Genomic DNA, 20,917 nt, shown 5'->3' with positions numbered 1-20,917 from the left:
GCAGGCCAGTTCGACATGCATTGGACGTCGCATTCACGTGAATGCTCAGCATCTGTCTACGGGGTATTTCCCGCTTTGTGATATCAAGCAAAAATAATTTCGCGGAAGTTCGTCACATTCGAACGATCCTCTGTGGGGGCAGAAGGATATTGCCAGTCTCTTGTATGGGGAGAGACGGCGATCGCGATCGCGATGCAGACAGGATGCCTAGAGCGATATGGATACCGCAGTTATTGGGATGGCGTTTCGATTTCCAGGGGCGAACGACAGTACGACGTTCTGGGGGAATTTGATTGACCGTAAGTCGAGTGTGACCGAGATTCCAGCGCAGCGCTGGGATTGGCGCAGCGTATGGGGCGATCCGAAGCACACGGTCAATAAGACCGATAGCAAATGGGGCGGATTCATCGACGCGGTCGACGCGTTCGATTATGAGTTCTTCGGTTTCCTGCCAAAGGTGGTGCAGTCCATGGATCCGCAGCAGCGGATCATGCTTGAGCTCGCCTGGAATTGCATGGAAGACGCGGGCGTGGCGCCTTCGGGCGTGCGCGGACGCAAGGTGGCCGTTGTCGTTGGCGTCTTCAATCACGACTACAAGGAGCTGCAGGAGCGCGACGAGATTTCGATCGAAGCGCATCACTCCACCGGTACCGCGACGGCGGTGATCGCCAATCGCGTGTCGCATTACTTCGACTTGCGCGGGCCCAGCGTGCCGATCGATACGGCGTGTTCGAGTTCGCTCAACGCGATCCACAGCGCGATCCAAGCCCTGCAGTACGACGATTGCGAGATGGCGCTCGCTGGCGGCATCAATCTGATGTTGACGCCGACCCGCCATATCTCGTTCTCGAAGATGGGGATGCTGTCGCCGAGCGGCATCTGCAAGACCTTCGACGATGCTGCCGACGGCTACGTGCGCGGCGAAGGCGCGGCGTTTTTGCTGCTCAAGCCGCTGGAGCGCGCCATCGCCGATGGCGACGCGATCCATGGCGTCATCAAGGGCACCGCGGTCAATCATTGCGGCAGCACCTATACCTTGACCTATCCGAGTCCGCAGGCGCAGGCCGAGGTCATCATGGCCGCGCACGAGCGCGCCGACGTGGCCGTCGACAGTCTGGGATTCGTCGAGCTGCACGGCACGGGCACGCCGAAGGGAGATCCGATCGAATTCGAAGGCCTGCTGCAGGCGTTTGGCGGCCTGGCGCGCAAGCAGGGCATCGAACTGCCTTCGGCGTACTGCGGCGTGAGTTCGGTGAAAACCAATATTGGCCATCTCGAGGCCGCCGCAGGCGTGGCCGGCGTGATCAAGGTATTGCTGGCGATGCGGCATCGTCGCCTGCCACCGTTCCAGAATTTCGCCCGACTCAACCACCGCATCGCGATCGACGACACGCCGTTCTATGTCCTCGATGACAGCCGCCCCTGGCTGCCGCCCGCGCCGGGGCAACCGTTGCGCGCCGGCGTGAGTTCGTTCGGGTTCGGCGGCACCAATGCCCACGTGATTCTGGAAGAGGCGCCGGCGGCGCCGGTCGGGCGCGGCTCCGGTCGTGTTCGCAGCGATGAACCCGTGTTGATCGCCTTGTCGGCCAAGACTGCACCCGCCTTGCAGCGACGCATCGCGGCACTGCGCGATTGGGCGCGGGACGATGCGGGACGCACGCGGCCGATCGATGTCAGCCGGACGTTGCTATTGGGCCGCGATGCCTTGGCTTGCCGGTTCGCTTGCGTGGTGGATAGCCCGGCTGCATTGCTGGATGCATTGAATCAGGCGATGGATGCGACCATGCATGACGTGTCCATGCCCGAAAGTGTGGACGCCGAGGCGTTGCTGTCGAAATGGTCAAAGCTGAAAAAGCAAGCGCGAAGCGACGCTTTGCGCATCCTGGCGAACGCTTTCCGCGCCGGCGCGAAGCTGTCGTGGGCGCCGCTGTTCGCTGGCGTATCGGCGCAGCCAGTGCGTCTGCCTGGCTACCCCTTCAAAGGCGCCGCCTTCTGGACGCCCGCGCCGATCGCAGCGGATTTGCGCGCCGAGACCCAGCCCGAAACCCGCCTGCATCCGCTGCTCCACCAGAACGTGTCCGTTCTCGGCCAGCAGCGCTTCCGCTCGACCTTCGATGGTCGCGAATTCTTCCTTGCCGATCACGTCGTCGACGGCCGATCGATCCTGCCTGGCGTCGCGTACCTGGAAATGGCGCGTGCCGCCGCGGATCTCGCGCTCGCCGATGCTGCGGATGCGCGTGCAGCGCTCACTGTCAGCTTGCACGACGTGGTCTGGCAGCGTCCGCTCGAAGTGATGGACGCTGCTGTATCGGTCGAATTGGAGTTGGACGCATCCGGTGACGGTATGGCACAGGACGCCGACCCGGCTCGTCTACGTTTTCGCGTGGTTGACGCGAAAACGCGGGAGTCGGCGCAGGTGTACTGCCAGGGTTGCCTGGACGTCGATCGGGATGCCAGCGAAATGCTGGTGGATATCGGGGCGATCGGCAGCGACTGCACGGCCGGCCTCGTCGATTCGGTCACGTGCTACCGTGGGCTGGCGGGCTTGCAGCTGCAGTACGGACCGACGCACCAGGCGATCGCCGATGTACGCCTCGGCGCCGACCAATGCCTGGCGCGGATCGTGGTGCCCATGCAGCTTGCGGCCGGCCACCCGGCCTTTGTCGTGCATCCGAGTACTGCCGATGCTGCGCTGCAGGCGGCGGTCGTACTCGCGTCCGCCATCGACGCGACCAACGCGCCGCCGCACGCGCATGCGCCGTGCCTGCCGTTCGCCTTGGATCGTCTGGATGTTGTGGGTGCGGGGACGGGTTCCAATTCGGGTGCGACCGAGCTCTACGCCTGGGCGCGATTCGCGCCGACCTCGTCCGGCAGCGAGCGGATTCCCCGGCTCGATATCGATCTGATCGAGTGCGTACCTGGCCAATCCGTCGGCCGCGTGCGCCTGGCATTCCGTGGATTGAGCTTGCGGCCACGCGTAGCGCAGGCCTCGTCTGCGCAGGGTCCCAAGGCTTCTGCGATGCGCGTTCCGCCCGAATCGATTGCCGGCGATCTGTACGCGCCGCTGTGGGCGCAGGCGGCGGTGCCACGCGCGTCGCAGGCGCCTGCGACGGTGGTGATGATCGGCGAGCGGGACGATCTAGACAGCCTGCATGCGGTGCTCACACGATCCCCGCGGTTCGCCGGCACGCGTTTCGAACGCTTGCCGATCCTGGCCGCGGACGCCGACCTGGCGCCGGCAGAGCAGGGCAGGGCCCTTCGCGCCGGTTCGCTCGCCGATGCCGAGGCCGTGATCGCAGCCTGGAAAGCGCGCGACTTGCAATTGGAATACTTTGTTTGGATCGCGCCGAAGCCAAACAGCAACCTGTCGGTGCAGGCGCGCATCGATGTCGGCGCGCGCACGGTGTTCGCGCTGGTCAAGGCAATGTTGCGCGGTCCAAAGCGCGCGCGTTTTGTGCATTTGAACCAGCAGGACCGCGACGGCGCGCCCGATCGCAACGGTCTGGGTGGCGTCGACGTCGTCGCGCTGGGCGGGTTCTACAAGACGCTGGCGATCGAAAAGCCCAGCTTCAGCGGACGCGTCGTGCAATGCCCGGCCGATAGCGCTAGCTGGGCCGACCTGGTCGTCGACGAGTTGCTCGCGGCCGACAAGGTCACCGATGTGCGCTATCGCAACAGCCTGCGCGAGACGCGCCGGTTCGCACCCGTGCATTCGAGCGCGCTCCCGGCCGTGGCGCATTCGGGCAGCACAGGCTTTCGAACGGAGGGCGCCTATCTGATTACCGGCGGGCTCGGTGCGCTCGGCCTGATCGTCGCCCGCCATCTGTGCGAGCGCTATCGGGCCACGGTGTATCTGACCGGCCGCAAGCCGCTGTCCGAAGCGCAACGGCCGGCGCTGGAGGCATTGGCCGGCCTGGGCGGTCGCGCGATGTATTTCGCGTGCGACATCACAGATCGCGATGACGTCCGGCAGGTCTTTGCGGCGATCCGCGCGGATCTGCACCGGCGCGATCAAGTGCTGAACGGCGTGCTGCACTCGGCCGGGGTCATCGAAGACGATTTCCTGCTGCGCAAGTCCGCGGAGGCGTTCGCGCGCGTCATCGCGCCCAAGACCCTGGGTGTCTGGTGCCTGGATCAGGAAACGCAACACGACTCGCTGGACCTGTTCGTGCTGTTTTCATCCGTCACCGGCGTGCTGGGCAATGTCGGGCAGTGCGACTATGCGTTCGGCAACGCGTTCGAGGACGCGTTTTCGGCGATGCGCGAGACGCTGGTCGCGAACGGCCAACGCAGCGGCAAGTCGATATCGATCAACTGGCCGTACTGGCAGGACGGCGGCATGCGTCTTGGCGAAAAGGAAGAAGAAGCGCTGCAACGCAGTTTCGGGATCGTGCCGTTGACGACCCAGCGCGGTATCGAAGTGCTGGACTACGCGATCGCGCAAGCGCAGCCGCAAGTCGTGGTGATGCCGGCCGGCGATATCGACAAGGTGCGTGAGGTGCTCGGTGTGATCGCCGAGGATCGCCAGTCGGCGGCCGCCGCGATCGCCGCCGTTGCGCCGGGCGCCGACGAGAGCCACATCGATGAGGCCCCTTCCGCCTGGCGCGCGCCTGTATCGCGTTTTCTTGCGAACTTGTTCGCGTCCCAGCTCGGTATTTCCGCCGACTTCGAGCCGGACCGCTCGTTCAAGGATTACGGTTTCGATTCGGTGGTGATGATCGATCTCATCGCCGATCTGGAAAAATCCTTCGGCACGCTGCCGAAAACCCTGTTCTTCGAATACCAGACGCTGGGCGAACTCAGCGCGTACTTCATCGAACAGCATCCGGACCGGTGCCGCGCGATTGCGCGTCCTACGCAAGCCGTGGTCGAGATCGCCGCGGCAAGGGGCGCAGACGCTGCATCGAACCCGCCGCCTGCGCCGGTCGTCGCGCACGAGTCCGGGCGTGCTGCGGCCTACGCGGTGTCATCGCCGACCCGCAGCCGCGCCGCCGGGTCCCTATCCCCGCCGCACCGCGACGACATTGCGATCATCGGTCTGGCAGGCCGCTATCCGCAAGCGGAAACGCTGGACGCATTCTGGGACAACCTGCGACTGGGCCGCGACTGCGTCGAGGAAATTCCCGCCGACAGGCCGGATCTGGCGGCGAAGTTCCGTTTCCAGCCGGGCGAAGCGACGCGCGCCAACAGCTACAGCCGGTGGGGCGGCTTCCTGCGCGGCGTCGATCAGTTCGATCCGCTGTTCTTCAATATCTCGCCCAAGGAAGCGGAGAACATCGATCCAAACGAACGCCTTTTCCTGGAGATCGCCTCGCACGCGATCGAAGATGCCGGGTATACGCCGGACACGCTGGCGCAGGCGCGTGGCCACCGCGAAAACCCGGTCGGCGTCTATGCCGGTTTGATGTGGGGCGATTACCAGCTGCACGGCGTGGACCGCCCGCGCGACAGCTGGGTGGTTCCGCACAGCTTCTATTGGGCCGTGGCCAATCGGGTTTCGTATCAGTTCAATTTTTCCGGTCCTAGTCTGACCATCGATACCGCCTGTTCGTCCTCGCTGACCGCGATCCATCTCGCCTGTCAGGCGATCGGCGCGGGCGAGATCGACGTCGCCATCGCCGGCGCGGTCAACCTGTCGTTGCATCCGAACAAGTACAACCTGCTCTCGGACATGCATTTCCTGTCCAGCGACGGCCGCTGCCGCGCTTTCGGCGAGGGTGGCAACGGCTATGTGCCTGGCGAAGGCGTCGGCGCCGTGGTGTTGAAATCCCTCGCTCAGGCGCGTCGCGACGGCGACCACATCTACGGCATCATCCGCGGCTCGTCGATCAACCATGGGGGCAAGGCTTCCGGTTTCACCGTGCCCAATCCCAAGCGTCAAGCGGCGCTGGTACAGGACGCGCTGGATGCGGCGGGCGTGGATGCGCGCCATATCAGCTATGTCGAGGCACATGGCACCGGCACGAGCCTGGGCGATCCGATCGAGGTCGCAGGGCTGACCAAGGCCTTCGCCCAAAGCGAGCATCAGTACTGTGCGATCGGTTCGGCCAAGTCCAACCTAGGCCATCTCGAAGCGGCGGCCGGCATCGCCGGCTTGACCAAGGTGCTGCTGCAGATGCGGCATCGCAGTCTGGTGCCGTCGATTCATTCCGATACCCCCAATCCCTACATCGATTTCGCGCACAGCCCGTTCCGGGTGCAGCGCAGCTTGCAGCCCTGGTTGCGTCCGGTCGTCGAACAGGCCGGGATGCGCAGGGAATTGCCGCGGCTGGCGGGCATCAGCTCGTTCGGCGCCGGCGGCAGCAACGGCCATCTGATCGTCGAAGAATACATCGAGGAAGTTCGCGGCAATTCCGACCCCGAGGCGCCGGTCGTCGTCGTGCTGTCCGCGCGCCGCGACAGCGCCTTGCGCGAAATGGCCGCCGGGCTGGCCCAACGTTTGCAGGACGATCCGACCATCGGTTTGCAGGATGCGGCATATACCTTGCAGATCGGCCGCATCGCGATGGAAGTCCGCGTCGCGTTCGTGGTTGCATCGCGGCGCGAGTCGCTGGATGCGCTGCGCCTGTATGCCGAGAAGGGCATGCTCGCCACGCAAGCCTGGTCCGGCCATCGCGATACCGCCAAACGCGACCCTGCGATAGCCGCGCGCGCCGCCGCCGCCGCGGCACGGTTGGCGGAATCACTTGCTGCTCGCGATCTAGCCGCTTTGGCGCAGGCCTGGGTGGACGGCGTATCGGTCGACTGGCGGGCGTTGCATGTCGCCGGCGGCAGGCGGCGCGTGCCATTGCCGGGGTACGCCTTCCAACGTCAGCGTTACTGGATCGAGACGGCTGACGTCGGCGCGAGCGGCGAGGGCGGCATTGCCGCATTGCACCCGTTGATCGACGCCAATGTGTCCACCTTGGAAGAACAGGCCTTCCTGAAGACGTTCCACCCCGATGCGTTCTATCTGCGCGATCATCGTTTAGGCGATAACCGGGTCCTGCCGGGCGTGGTGTATCTCGAACTGGCCTTGCAGGCGGCGCGGCTGGCCGCGCCCGGCCGCGTGGTGGCGGCGATCGAGGATGTGCATTGGTACAGGCCGATCATCGTCAACGATGCGCCGCAACCCGTGCGGATTTCGCTGCTGCCTGAACGTGGGGCCGTTGCGTTCGCTATCGACGCCGTCGGCGGCGACGCGCAACAGCCGTATGCCGATGGTGCGATCGTGCTTGGCGATGCTTTCGGCGCTGGCGAGGTTGCAGGCGTGGACCTGGCCGCGATTGCGGCCCGAACGGTCGCGCTCGACGGCGTCGATGTGGAGGCCGTGTTCTCGTCCATGGGCTTCGCCTTTGGCGAAAGCTTCCAGGTCTTCAAAAGCCTGCGTCACAACGCCGACGAGGCACTGGGTTTATTGCGTCTGCCGCATAGCGTAGGGGTGAAGGCGGGCGATTTCGTGCTGCATCCGTCATTGATCGACGGCGCCATCCGGGTCAGTCTCGGCGTCGGCGGATTCAATGCGAGCGCCGATGGCATCCGCGTGCCGGTGCGGTTGCGCCGGATCGAGATTCTCGCGATCCCGGGCGAACAGGTGCTCGTGCATGCGCGCAGGAGCGCGATCGTGCACGGGGCTACGACGCCGGAGCAATCGCACTTCGACCTGAGCGTGTGCGATGCGCAGGGCCGGGTACTGGTGCGCATCGAGCAGCTCACCATTCAGTCCGCACCGCAACTGTCACTGCTCGCGCGCGGTCGTACGACACCGAAGCCGGTGATGGCCAAGGCCTTGCCGGCGACGATGCAGTCTTCGGTGGTTGCGGCAACGTCGAGCACGGTTGATACGCAAGCGCTGCAGGCGATCGCGACCTCGCGTCTGGTCGAATTGCTTGCCAATGTCACCAAGCTTGCGCCAGCGCAGATCGATCCGCATGCGTCGCTGGAAAACTACGGCATCGATTCGGTCATGATCGCGGCCTTGAATCGCGAATTGGAGCTGCGTTTCGGAGAAGTGCCCAAGACGCTGTTCTTCGAGTACCAGGAATTGTCCGGCATCGCCGACTACCTCGCGGAAAATCACGCCGAGGCGTTGCGCGCGATGGCGCCGGCCATCGACGGACACGTGTCGACGACGCAAGCCGCCGTTGTGGCGCAAGCTCCGCTTCTCTCCGTCGATGCGCCCAGGCGGGCCGCGCAGGAGTTCTTGCGTCGCGTTCTGGCGGAAACGGTTGGTCTGGGTCCATACGACATCGATCCGCACGCGCCGTTGGAGCACTACGGCATCGATTCGGTGATGATCGTCAAGCTGACCGGACGGCTGGAAGCGGCCTTCGGCGCCGTCTCCAAAACGCTGTTCTTCGAGTACCAGGACGTCGCCAGTTTGGCCGAGCATTTGGCCGAGACCTTCCCGGAGGCCGCCCAGTTCTTGGCCGGAGCCAGCCCCGCAGTCGCGCTGACAGCATCCATCGTCTCCGCCAGCGCGAGCGGCGAGGCGCCGATGGCCGCGGAAAGCGACGACATGGGAGTTCGGGACCATCTGTTCCGGCAACTGCGGCGGATTCTCGGCGCGGAAGCCGCGAACTGCAGCGTCGACACGCCGATCGCGCATTGGCCGCTGGACGCGGTCAACATCCTCACTGTGCTGCATGCCCTGGCGCAGGATTTTGAAGGTGTGGACGCGTCCGCTCCCTACCGTCACGACACGCTGGCCGATTGGGCCGCAGAACTGCAGTGGCGGGACGGACGCGCTGAGAAGATCGGTACGGAAACGCATGCGCAAGCGAACGCGCGAGATTCCATGCCCGCAAGACGGCGCGGGCTTGCCGCGCCGAGCGAATTCCGCCGTCTGCGTGGCGACGCGGATCGCTTCGAGCCGGAAGACATCGCCATCGTCGGCCTCAGCGGCCGCTATCCTGGCGCGAACGATCTGCACGCGTTCTGGCAGAATCTTTCGGCCGGCCGCGACAGCGTCAGCGAGATTCCGTTGTCGCGGTGGGACCATGGCCGTTACTTCCACCCCGACCGAACGCTCAAGGGCGCGGTCTACAGCAAGTGGGGCGGATTCGTCGACGACGTGGATCAGTTCGACGCGCGTTTCTTCAATATTTCCGCGCGTGAGGCCGAACTGATCGACCCGCAGGAGCGCTTGTTCCTGCAGACCGCGTGGGAATGCGTCGAGGACGCCTGCCAGACCCGGCAATCGCTCAAGGGCCGGTCTGTCGGCGTGTACGTCGGGGTGATGTGGGGCTACTACGCTCAGATCGACGTTACCGAGGAGCAGCTCAAGTCGGGGCGGCCGAATCCACCATTCTCCTCGATCGCCAACCGCGTTTCGTACTTCATGAATTTCAACGGCCCGAGCATGGCCGTCGATACGATGTGCTCCTCCTCGCTGACCGCGATCCATTTGGCGTGTCGCGCCATCCACAACGGTGATTGCGACATGGCGATCGCCGGCGGCGTCAACGTGATCGTGCATCCCAACAAGTACCAGAAGTTGTCCGCCGCGCAGTTCCTGTCCAGCGACGGTCGCTGCCGCGCGTTCGGCGCCGACGGCGACGGTTACGTGCCGGGGGAGGGTGTCGGCGCAGTGATGCTCAAGCGTTTGAGTCAGGCGATCCAGGACGGCGACCATGTCTACGGCGTGATCAAAGCGACCAGTCTCAATCACGGCGGCAAGACCAACGGCTACACCGTGCCGAATCAGGTCGAGCAGACCAATGTGATCGGCAAGGCGCTCAGCCGCGCCGGTTGGGATCCGCGCAGCATCGATTACATCGAAGCTCACGGTACCGGCACGTCCCTGGGCGATCCGATCGAGATCGCCGGGCTGAGCCGCGCGTTCGATTCGGCCTCCGCATCCTTCGGCGTTGCGGAATCGAACCGCGAGAAGTGTCGCATCGGTTCGGTCAAGTCCAACGTCGGCCATCTGGAGTCGGCTGCGGCCATCGCCGGATTGACCAAGATCCTGCTGCAGTTCCGCCACGACGCCATCGCGCCGTCCCTGCATGCTTCGCCGGCGAATCCGAACATCGATTTCACCCAGGCTCCTTTCCGCGTGGTTCAGCAACAGGAGCCGTGGATCGCGAGCGGCTCGCGCAGCCCACGTCGCGCCGGTTTGAGTTCCTTCGGTGCGGGCGGCGCCAACGCGCATTGCCTGATCGAGGATCATCCGCGGACCGCGCCGGCGGTCGCCGACGGTCGGCCGGTGCTGTTCGTGCTGTCGGCCGATGGGGAAGAGCGCCTGATGCGCTACGTCGATCGCATGATCGCGTTCCTGGAGCGCGGCGGAGATCCGGACGTCGGCCTGGACCTTCGTTCGCTCGCCTATTCCTCGCAGATCGGTCGCGAGACGATGGACGAGCGCCTCGCGATCGTCGCGACCAGCGTTGCCGAGCTGTTGAACGCGTTGCGCGCGTGTCGCGCCGGCTCCAGCATCGAGGGCGTGCTGCGCGGTTCACCGCGACGGCAAGGCGAGAAGCTCGAAGCGATCGTCGAGGTAGGCGAGCGCGACGCGATCATCCGTACCTTGATCGCCGGCGGCCGCCTGCTGCAGTTGGCACGTGCCTGGGTGTCGATGCTCGACGTGGATTGGACACGTTATGTCGACGCCCTGTATCCGGTCGACGCCGGTAGCGCCCGACCGCGCCGTGTGCCGTTCCCGACCATGCCGTTTGTCACGCAGCGCTACTGGGTCGACGAAAAGCGAGGGGACGCGGTTGCCGACGCTCCGCATCCGCTGATCGATCGCAACCTGTCCACGCTCGCCACGCAGATCTATCGCAAGCGCTTCGATGGTCAGGAGTTCTATCTGCGCGACCACATCGTCCATACCGATCGCGACCGCAAGATTCTGCCCGGCGTTGCCTATCTGGAAATGGCGCGTGCGGCCGGCGACCTTGCGGCGGGTGAAGGTTGGCGTGTGTCGCGGATCCGCAATTTCGCCTGGCGCCAGCCTTTCGAAATTGCCGGCATGCCCGATGCGCTGACGATCCGCATGCACAGCGACGAGGCCGGACTGCAATTCGATGTCCTGCGCGAGTCCGATGCGGCGATCTGCGCGGACGGCGAGCTGGTGTTTCAGGATTCCGGAGACGAGGTCGTCGACGAATGGCTGGATATCCCGGCCATCGTCGCACGCGGGACGCGCATCGAACGCGATCAGGAAGAGATCTACTCCGCCTTCCGCCGCATGGGCTTCCATTTCGGCCCGTCTTTCAAGGTGACCCAGGCTCGCTATCGCCTGGCCGAAGGCGCGCTATGCGAACTGCGCCTGCCGGTGCATCTGCGCTCGGGCCTCAGCCAATTCGGTCTGCACCCTTCCTTGCTCGATGCTGTGCTGCGCGCCGGGCTGGCGGTCGAGGTGGCCACCAGCGGCAATCCGGTCGTGCCGATCGTGCCGTTCGCACTGGACGAACTGGAGATTCGCCACCCGCTGACCGAAACCTGCTATGCGCATGTCGTGCGCAGTCGCGACGCGCTGGCGGCCGCACTGCCGCCTGGTTTGGTACCCATTACCGAGGCGACCGCGTACAAGTACGACATCCTGGTGACCGACGCGGATGGACGCGTGCTGGCGAAATTGCACGGATTCAGTGGCCGTGCGCTGGTGCGTCAGGAGGCGCAGGCCCGCGCGGTGCAGTTCTTCGACGATCACTGGTTGCCGGCGCCGCCAGCGCCGGTCGCAACGGCACACCGCGCCGCACGTACGGTATTGGTGGTCGCCGACGACATGGGTCTTGCGCAAGGTGTGGTTCGCGCGTTGCCCGAGGGCGATCGCGGCATTGCGGTTGCATTCGCCGTACATGGGGAAGATGTGTCCGCGCCGGATCGGTTCGATCCGTTCAATGCCGCGAGTGCATGGGCTCTGTTCGAGTCCCTGCGCGATCGCGATCTGCTGCCGGAGCGCATCGTGATCTGGAACGGCACGCCCGATGGCGCATGGTCGGCCGATGGCATCGGCGCGAGCGCTTTGCATCGTGGGCTGCAGTCGGTACGCCAGTTGTTCGTCGCCTCGGAGCGGATCAATCCCGGCGCCGCGGTGCGGCTGCTATATGCCTATCGCGACCACGGCGACGTCCAGCCGCAACACGAGGCGATCATCGGATATGCCCGTTCGCTGTTGATGGCCAATCATCGCTTCGAACTGTCCACACTCAGCGAAGATCGAGATGGGATCGATGTGTGTGCGCGGACGATCGTCGACGAACTGGACGTGGATGCCGGCTTCGGCGCCAGCGAAATCGCCTGGCGCGGCGGCCTCCGGCATCGCCGTACCCTGCGCGCCCTGCCGATGGCCGCGCACGATGCGAGCGCCGCATTGCCCTTGCGCGACGCCGGCACGTATCTGATCACCGGCGGCGCGGGCAAGCTCGGTCTGGCGGTGGCGCATTGGTTGGCCACCAAGTGCCGGGCGAGGCTGCTGCTGTGCGGTCGCTCGGCCGAGGTGCCGGCGAGCGCGTGCGGGATATTGGATGCGATCCGTGCGCTCGGCGCGCACGTCGAATACCGCAGCGTCGATATCGCCGATCCGATGGCGGTTGCGACATTGGTGGCGGTGGCCGAACGTGAACTCGGCGGCCTAAGTGGCGTCGTTCACTGCGCCGGCGCCGCCAGCGATCGCTCCATTCTCGAACTCGACGATGTGGGCTTCAACGCGCTGCTCGCGCCCAAGGTCGACGGCTTGATCGCGCTTGACCGCGCGACCGCGTTGTTGCCGCTGGATTTCTTCGTCGCATTCTCGTCGGTCTCGGCGCTGATCGGCGATCTGGGATCCGGCGCATATGCTGCCGGCAACCGTTTCATGGACGGCTATGCGCTGTGGCGCGAGGCGCAGCGCGCCCGCGGACTGCGTCAGGGCCGCAGCCTGTCGATCGGCTGGCCATTGTGGGCGACCGGCGGTATGGAAATCACAGGGGGCGATTCGGTGGTGTTCGGGTTCTCCGGCATGCAGGCGCTGAACGAGGCCGAAGGCTTGGAGATCCTCGGCACGCTGTTGCGTTCGGCGCAGGGCCGTGTGCTGGTGACCGTCGGCGACCCGCAGCGCATTGCGAAGACCTTGCGTCTGGCAGAGGGTGTCGAGCCGCAGATGGACACGCCGGCCACGGTCGAGCGCACCGCTGCGATGCGTATGGCCGATGCCAGGCCCACGATGCGCGACACTGCGCCGGTTGCAACCAAGCTCACTGTGCGCGCCGAGCCAAAAGTGACGCCAGCCAAGCAACGTGCAGCGGATGCGGGCACGGTCGACGCCGCGTTGGGTAGCGAGGTTGAACACCTCATCAAGCAACGTATGGCCGCGGTCACCAAGACCCAGGTTTCGGCCATCTGCTCGCGCACCAGCTTCGAGCAGTGCGGGATGGATTCGGTGTTGATGCTCGAATTGCACACCGCATTGCGCGCGGATTTCGCCGAACTGCCGAAGACCGCGCTGTTCGAATACGACAGTGCCGCTCAGCTCGCGCACTATCTGCTTGCTCGCCATCCGGAAGCGGTGCGCCAGCTCTTCCCCGATGCCGGTGCGGTGGCAGCCGCAGTCCCGACTCGCGACGCCAGCGCAGCGCCGGCCTTGCCGACTCCGGCCCGCGAGAAGACGGCGGCGCCAACGCATTCCAAGCGGTTGCCGAACGGACGCGCGCCCGCCGCCGCAGCCGAAGCCATCGCGATCATCGGTATGGCCGGCGAGTTTCCGTCTTCGCCCGACCTGGATCGGTTCTGGCGCAATCTGCGCGAGGGCCGCGATTGCCTGACCAGCGTTCCGGCAACGCGCGGATTCGCATCTTCGCTCAACGACTATCGCTCGCGTTCGGGCCAGTCGATCGCCGACGCAGGGGGGTTCCTGTCCGATGTCGAGCTGTTCGATCCGAAGCTGTTCCGCATGTCACAGGCCGAGGCCGACAAGGCCGATCCGCAGTTGCGCGTGCTGCTGCGCACCGCATGGCGTGCTGTCGAAGATGCCGCGTACACGCCACAGGCCTTGGCCGCCTGCAAGGTCGGCGTATTCGTCGGCGCGATGAACGACGACTTCAGCCGTATCGCCGCCGACGTGCAGCGGCTTAGCCGCGAGTACATCGGTCCGGGTTCGGTGGCCAGCGAATTGTCGAACCGCCTGTCGTTCGTGATGAATTTCCATGGACCCAGCCTGACCGTTTCCACCGCATGCTCGGGCGGGCTGACCGCACTGCATCTGGCCCGACAGTCGATTCTTTCCGACGACTGCGAAGTAGCCTTGGTCGGCGGCGTCAATCTGTCGCTGCATCAGAGCAAGTACCAGTTGTTGCACGACATGAAGGTCTTGTCGCCCGACGGCAAGGAACGGACCTTCGATGAAGGCGCAAACGGTCTTGTCCCGAGCGAGGGTGCAGGGGTGGTGGTGCTGAAGCGGCTCAGCCGCGCGATTGCCGATGGCGACCATATCCACGGTGTCATCCGCGCCTCGCGTATCGGCCACTTCGGCACCGGGCCGGGGCAGTTCATGCCGAATCTGCAGGCGATGGAAGACACCGCCGCCGATTGCATTCGCGATGCCGGCCTGGTCGCCGACGACATCGACTGCATCGAAGCGCACGGTACCGGTACCGAACTGGGCGATCCGATCGAATTGAAGGCGCTCGACAATGCGCTGCGGCGTACTTCCAGCGCGGTCGGTCGGTGCGCGGTCGGCAGCAAGGCGGGTATCGGGCACATGGAAGCGGCGTCCGGCGTCGGTTCTCTGATCAAGGTGTTGTTGAGCATGCGCCACGGCGAATTCGCGCCTTGCGCGAAGTTGCGCCGCATCAACAGCAATTTCGATCATGCCGGTTCGGCGCTGCGTTTTCCCGATACGGCGACCGCATGGCCGCGCAATGCCAAGGGCACGCGTATCGCCGGCATCAACTCGTTCGGCATGGGCGGTTCCAATGCGTTCGTGATCGTGGAATCGCATGCGTCCGCACCGGCCGGAGCCCCGAACGTCGCATCGCCGGTCCTGTTCGTGCTGTCGGCGCGCAGCCAGGACGGGTTGAAGGCCTACGCAGGTTCGCTTGCCGCCTTCATGCGCGAACAGGCGGCGCAAGGATTGACCCAGACGGCATTCGCCGACCTCGCATACGCCTCGCAGGTTGGGCGTATCGCCTATCGCCATCGTCTGGCAGTGGTTGCTGCCGATGCACAGGCGCTGATTGCGGCGCTGGAGCACCCGAGCGAGACCGGCGGCCGTAGTGGAGTGTTCTGCGGCGATATCGAAGCCCATGGTTCGCTGGACGTGTTGCGTTTGCTGAACGGCGATGCTGGAGACGGCTTTGTTGACACGTTGCTGCGGGCCCGAGATCTCGACAAGCTCGCCGAGCTGTGGGTCCGCGGTGCAGCGATCGATTGGCCCGCGATTCACCACGGCCAGTCGCGCCGGCGTGCCTCGTTCCCGGGCACGCCGTTCGAACAGGTACGTTGCGACTTGCGTAATCTGGTCGTCCCGGACGGCGGATCCTCGGCACAATCGAGGTCGGATGGCGCCGAGGCGGACGACTGCCTGGGCATCGGCCGAACCGAAGAGCTCGCTGCACCAGCGGAACAATCCGCGGAATGGCGCCGCTTGTCGGATGTCCTGTCCGCCGACGTCGAAGGCGCATCCGTGCGGACTGCGGCAGACGAGCCCGACGACGAGTGGGTGCGCCGGTACTGGGTCGACCACCTGGGCGACGCGACCGATACCGTGGTCGCCTTGGGCGAACGCATGTCGCTGGAAACCGCGGCGCCGGGCGGCGAGGGGGCTGGCACGGTGCATGTCGTGTCCGAGGTGGTCGATCCCGCACTGACGCAGCTGCTGCAAGCCTTCGGTTCGCGCCACAGCATCGCGCTGGAAACCCTGATTGCCGCGGCCTGGGCGGTGTTGCTCAATCGCTACAGCAATGCCCGCTATTCCCAGTTCGGCCTGCTCGGTGCCGATCGTGCTGGCGAGCCGGTCCTGCTGCCGGTGCGGGTGCGCACGGTCGGCCGGCAGAAGGTGCTCGAATGGCTGGGCGAGTTGCAGGCGACCCTGCTACGCAAGCATCGCCATGCCTGCACGACGATCGAACGGATCGGCGAGTGGGTCGGGCGCGAGCAGTTGTTCGATTGCGTTGTGAGCTTCGGTTCGCCGATCGCGCCGGGCGAGGACGGCGAACGCCACCTTGCCTCGGAAGCGTATCCCTGCGGCCTGCGGCCGCGCATGGAAGTAGCCGCGGCGATCGATGTCGATTCGCTGGAGCTGAGCTTGATGTATCGCGCGGTCGAACCCGATCACGCCAGCGCGGCGATGCTGCTCGAACAGATCACCGTGCTGCTCGAAGGCATCGTCTCCAACCCCGATCGCATGCCGTCCGCGTTAGGCATGCGCACCAAATCCGAGAGCCGGGAACGCTTCTGGAAGACCATGGAAGCCAAAGCCATTACAACGGAAGGTTCTTGAATGACTGTATTCGTCACGGGCGGCAATGGCTTCGTCGGTCTCAACATCGTCTCTGCGCTGGTCGCCGCCGGGCATCGCGTCACCGCCATCGTGCGGCCGGACTCGAACACGAAGTACCTGGAGCCGTTCGGTGTGCAGATCGTCCGTGGCGATCTGGGCGATGTGGATGCGTTGTCGCAGGCCATGCGCGGCGCGGAGGCGGTGATTCATACGGCCGGCAACACCAGTTGCAAGTGGAGCGATCTGCCGATATTGCAGGCGGCCAACGTGCACAGCACGCGCAACGTCGTCGATGCGGCCTTGCGCAATGGCGTGCGCCGGCTGGTGTACACCAGCACCACATCGACGGTGGGCGCTTTCGACGACGCCTCGCGCGTCGCCGACGAAACCGTGCCGCTCACCGGCTACCGCAGGCGCAGCCCGTATGCGGCGACCAAACAGCAAGCCGAGCGCGTGGTGCTCGAGGCCAATGCGCGCGGCCTGGAGACGATTGTGCTCAATCCGGCGGAAGTGGTCGGCGCCTACGACCACAACCTGCAGTGGGGACGCTTGTTGATCGCTGCGCACTACGACCAGCTCCCCTTCAGTCCGCCGGGTGGTGCGAGCTATTGTTCCGCGGCCGATGTGGGGCGCGCGCATGTCAGTGCGTTGTCCCATGGACGGCCCGGAGAGCGCTATCTGTTGGGAGGGGACAACATTCGCATCGCTCGCTTCCTAAACGTGATTGGCGAAGTGCTGGAAAAGCCGCTGCGTATTCCGAAGGCGAATTACCGCTGGTTGCGTCTGAAGACCACCCTGCAGGAGCGCCGGTTCCCGTTCGTCCCTGGCCGGCCCGCGGTCGAGGCGTACCGGATGCGCGTGATGGGATGTACGTATTACTTCGATTCGAGCAAGGCCCAGCGCGAGCTCGGCTACCGTTCCGCGCCGATCGACACGATGGTTCGCGACAGCGCGGAGTGGTACAGGCGCAACGGATTTTTCGGCTAGGGCTCGCGTGGACGATGCTCCGGAAGCGGTAGGGACACTTAACAGGAAGGAAGGGAACTGAAATGGACTCAAGAGCTTTGATCGAACTCGAACGCAAGCCTTTCAAAGAGCGGCTCGCGCACCAGTACGAAACTTATGTGAAAGAGCTGGAAGCGGGGTACATGGTCGGCCGCCAGGGCTTCGGTCCGGTCGATCGCCGCATGAAGTACAAGGAACTCAACAGCGAAGTCTTCAATGAAGTGCTGGTGTTCGGTTCCAATAGCTATCTGGGCCTGTCGAACGATCCCTATGTGAAGCGCAAAGTGATCGAGGCGGTCGAGCTGTATGGCATTGGCAGCGGTGGGTCGCCTGCATTCTCCGGTTACACCAAGCAGCATCGCGACCTGGAACTTCGGCTGGCCAAGCTGGCCGAACACGAAGATGCGGTGCTGTTGCCTGGCGGCTACATGGCCAATCTGTGTTGGGTCGCCGGCCTGATGAACCGCAACGACGTGATCGTCTACGACAAGAACAGCCACGCCAGCGTGATCAATGCGATCAAGATGGCCGGCGTTCCGTTCTATACCTTCGATCCGGACGAACTCGACGGCTTCGAGAGGATTCTCGAGCGGATCAAGTCCAAGGCCAAGCCGGGCGCGCAGATCTTCTCTACGGTCGAGGGCGTGCGCTCGGTCGACGGTCTGATCATCGATCTGAAGAAGTATATCGAGATCTGCAAGCGCCACGACGTGATCACCATCCTCGACGATGCCCACGGTCTGGGTACGGTCGGCCGCAACGGGCGCGGCACGCTGGAGCATCTGGATCTGCTCGGCCAGGTCGACCTGCGCATGTCCACCTGCAGCAAGGCGATCGGTGCGCAGGGCGCGTTCGTGTCGGGCAGCAACGAGCATATCTTCCTGCTGCGCAATTTTTCGTATCCGTACCTGTTCACTTCCGGCCTGGCGCAGCCGACGATCGCCGCGATCTCGGCCGCGCTCGACGTGATGGAGCGCGAGCCGCAGCGCATCGAGAACCTGCATGCCAATGTCCGCTACATCCAGGATCGCCTGGAGGCGGCCGGCATGCGCATCGCCCGCGGCGAATCAGGAATCGTGCCGGTGTTCTTCGGCGAGGACGGCGCAGTCAGGCGATTGAACAAGGAACTGTACCGTCGCGGGCTGTTCGCCAACATCATGGAATACCCGATGGTCCCGCCGGGTGCCGAGCGCCTGCGCTTGTCGGTGATGGCCACGCACACGCGAGAAGAGATCGATGCCGCCGTCGATCTCATCACCTCGACCGCGCGCGAGATGGGGTTGCTCTAACGCCAGTTTGGTCATTCGCGCGCGGCGACGCGCCAACGAGGTCCGGGCGAGCGCCGTCTTGTGCCGGAACGCAACGTTAGCTGAGGAGAGAGACATGAACGTGTACGCAGAAGTGCTGTCCGCCATCAATGAGATCAAACGCACCGGGTTCACCGTCGATACGGTGGAGCCGGACTTCTATCTGGGAGGCGATCTGGGCGTGGATTCGCGGGAAATGCTGGAGATCTGGTATGAGCTGGAGCAGCGCCTGAGCGTGCGTGTCGCCGATTCGGACAAGCGCGACCGCTATACGCTGCAGGACGTCGTCGACGTGCTGAGCGCGCAGCTCAATACCCGCGCGCTCGTCGCCTGAGACGGAAGAGGACGGCTTCGATGACGACGGTGTGGGTGTTTCCCGGGCAGGGTTCGCAGCACAAAGGCATGGGCGGCGAGTTGTTCGCGCGCTATCCGGAGTTGGTCGCGCAGGCCGATGCGGTGCTGGGCTATTCCTTGCGCGAGCTATGCCTGGAGGATCCGGGCGGCTTGCTCAACCAGACGGAGTACACCCAGCCGGCGCTGTTCGCGGTGTCCGCGCTGGCGTTTCTGCAGGCGCGCGACGAGGGCGAGGTGGTGCCGCCGATCTTCGCCGGTCACAGCCTCGGCGAATTCGCCGCGCTGTTTGCTGCGGGCGCATTCGATTTCGCGACCGGGATCGAATTGGTCGCCAAGCGCGGCGCCTTGATGGCGCAGGCGCCACGCGGCGCCATGGCGGCGATCATCGGGCCGGATCTGGCGCGCGTGCGCACGATCCTGGGTCAATCGGGATTGAGCGGCATCGATATCGCGAACATCAATTCCGACAGTCAGCACGTCATCTCGGGTCTGCACGAGGATATCGATCGCTGCGAGCCGGTGTTTGCCGAGGCAGGGGCGCGCTTCGTGCGCTTGAGGGTCAGCGCGGCCTTCCATTCGCGCTATATGCGCGAGGTCGAGAGCGCCTACGCCGAGTTCGTCGGGCAGCTGTCCGAGCAGGGCCGCCTGCATCCGCTGCGCGCCGATGTCGTTTCCAATCGCAGCGCCCGCCCGCATGCGCGTGAGGCGTGGTTGCCGAAGTTGATCGAGCAGATCAGCCATCCGGTGAACTGGTACGAATCCATGTCGTGGCTGCTCGCGCGGGGCGAGGTCGCGTTGCGGGAAATCGGACCGGGCGATGTACTGAGCGGCTTGTTCTCGAAGATCCGCAAAGCGCCGATGATCTTGACCGCCGCCGCGAGGCCGGTGCCCATCGCGCCGAAGCCGCGCATCGTCTTCATGTACTCGGGACAGGGCTCGCAGTACTACGGCATGGGCCGAGAGCTGTATGCACGGAACGCCGCGTTCCGGCAGGCGATGGACGCTTGCAATGCCATTTATCGGGAGATGACCTCGCGCGATCTCGTCGCCGAGCTTTACGACGAAGCGAACAAACGACGTGAGATGACCGATATCGGCCTGTCGCATCCGGCCATCTTCAGCATCGGCTACGGCCTCACCCAGGCGATGGCGCATGCCGGCATTCGTCCGGACGCCGTGCTCGGCTACAGCCTGGGCGAGTACGCCGCCTCGGTCGCGGCGGGAACGCTGTCGCACGAGCACGCGATGCGCACCGTGATCCGCCAGGCCGGGGTGTTCAGCAGTGAGGCCGCCGGCGGCGGCATGCTCACCGTAATGGCGCCGGTCGGGCATTTCCACAGCCATCCCGAGCTCTACCGCGACACCGTGATCGGCAGCGTCAATTTCGACGGCAACTTCGTCGTCAGCGGTAATCGTGCGGCCATCGACGACACCCGGCGCAGGCTGGATGCCCAGGCCGTCGTCTCGATGAGCCTGCCGGTCGAATATCCGTTCCATTCGCCCCTGCTCGCGCCGATCGAGGGGGCGTTCCTGCGCATGTTCGATGGCGTGCCGATCTCGGTGCCGTCCATCGCGCAGTACTCCTCCGCGACCGCCGGTCGCCTGGAGCGGGTCGTACCGGCGCATTACTGGAAGGTGACCAGCCAGATGGTGGATTTCCGCGCCGCGATCGCCGCGATCGCCGCCGAAGGGCCGTGTCGCTTCGTCGATCTCGGCCCCACCGGCACGCTGTCGGGGTTCATCAAATACGGTTATGGCGATCGCCTGGAACAGATCGCCACGATCAATCAGTTCGGACGCAACGCGGAAACCGTCGCTGGCGCGATCGACAAGCTCGCGGCCTGAAGCG

At 64.9% G+C, this 20,917-nt stretch carries 5 protein-coding genes; all 5 read left to right on the top strand.

Features of this window, described 5'->3' with window-relative positions; translation table 11 throughout:
* The first annotated feature begins 217 nt into the window (after positions 1 to 217).
* The 5 genes from AB3X08_RS12515 (at position 218) to fabD (ending at position 20,913) form a co-directional block, all read left to right on the top strand.
* Entirely contained in the window at positions 218 to 16,402 is a 16,185-nt protein-coding gene (locus AB3X08_RS12515; protein WP_369932934.1) for an SDR family NAD(P)-dependent oxidoreductase, read from the top strand.
* Positions 16,403 to 17,389, top strand: coding sequence for an NAD-dependent epimerase/dehydratase family protein (locus AB3X08_RS12510; RefSeq protein ID WP_369932933.1), 987 nt, complete (start codon positions 16,403 to 16,405; stop codon positions 17,387 to 17,389).
* 77 nt (positions 17,390 to 17,466) lie between these two features.
* Positions 17,467 to 18,696 (top strand): aminotransferase class I/II-fold pyridoxal phosphate-dependent enzyme, encoded by a 1,230-nt coding sequence (locus AB3X08_RS12505; protein ID WP_369932931.1) that lies wholly within the window; start codon positions 17,467 to 17,469, stop codon positions 18,694 to 18,696.
* Between the two features lie 94 nt (positions 18,697 to 18,790).
* On the top strand, positions 18,791 to 19,048 hold the full coding sequence (locus tag AB3X08_RS12500; protein WP_369932930.1) for an acyl carrier protein: 258 nt from the start codon (positions 18,791 to 18,793) through the stop codon (positions 19,046 to 19,048).
* Positions 19,049 to 19,068: 20 nt separating this feature from the next.
* Positions 19,069 to 20,913, top strand: coding sequence for an ACP S-malonyltransferase (gene fabD / locus AB3X08_RS12495; RefSeq protein WP_369932928.1), 1,845 nt, complete (start codon positions 19,069 to 19,071; stop codon positions 20,911 to 20,913).
* The last annotated feature ends 4 nt before the right edge of the window (positions 20,914 to 20,917 follow it).

The organism is Xanthomonas sp. DAR 34887, assembly GCF_041245805.1.
In the GTDB taxonomy this organism is placed as follows: domain Bacteria; phylum Pseudomonadota; class Gammaproteobacteria; order Xanthomonadales; family Xanthomonadaceae; genus Xanthomonas_A; species Xanthomonas_A tesorieronis.
This window is presented reverse-complemented; position numbering and strand designations above follow the sequence as displayed.

Coding starts and splice junctions, on each gene's coding strand:
- AB3X08_RS12515 (WP_369932934.1), top strand. CDS start 218: ATGGATACCGCAGTTATTGGGATGGCGTTTCGATTTCCAGGGGCGAAC.
- AB3X08_RS12510 (WP_369932933.1), top strand. CDS start 16,403: ATGACTGTATTCGTCACGGGCGGCAATGGCTTCGTCGGTCTCAACATC.
- AB3X08_RS12500 (WP_369932930.1), top strand. CDS start 18,791: ATGAACGTGTACGCAGAAGTGCTGTCCGCCATCAATGAGATCAAACGC.
- fabD (WP_369932928.1), top strand. CDS start 19,069: ATGACGACGGTGTGGGTGTTTCCCGGGCAGGGTTCGCAGCACAAAGGC.